Annotated in this window: 1 protein-coding gene; it reads right to left on the bottom strand. The window is 28.0% G+C overall.

Annotation, left to right across the window (positions count from 1 at the left end):
• Positions 1–264 (bottom strand): hypothetical protein (locus ACZ3GY_RS24205; protein ID WP_465912308.1); only part of this gene is annotated, 264 nt, incomplete at both ends.

Here is a 264-nt window from a genome sequence, read left to right as displayed (position 1 = left end):
GATAAACACTACTAGAAATAGACCAATCCGTTTTGTTTCGAGTAAAACGCATTTGTTCTACTGGAATCTTTTTAGATTGATCTTTACAAACGATATTTTTAATAGATTCGAAATTAAGTTTTTTTGAAATAAGATGATTGAAAGCAATTCCTTTGATAGTACAATGTGTTATTCCAGTATCAAGTTTATAAGAATAATTTTTAGGTCCAGCAGAGATAAACTCTTTAATATAATTTCCTTCTTTTGGATCGATCTCATTAGTGA

The organism is Pseudomonas sp. PME37.24/006, assembly GCF_055556635.1.
Note: the sequence above shows the minus strand (reverse complement) of the source record. Positions and strands in the feature narration are given on the sequence as shown.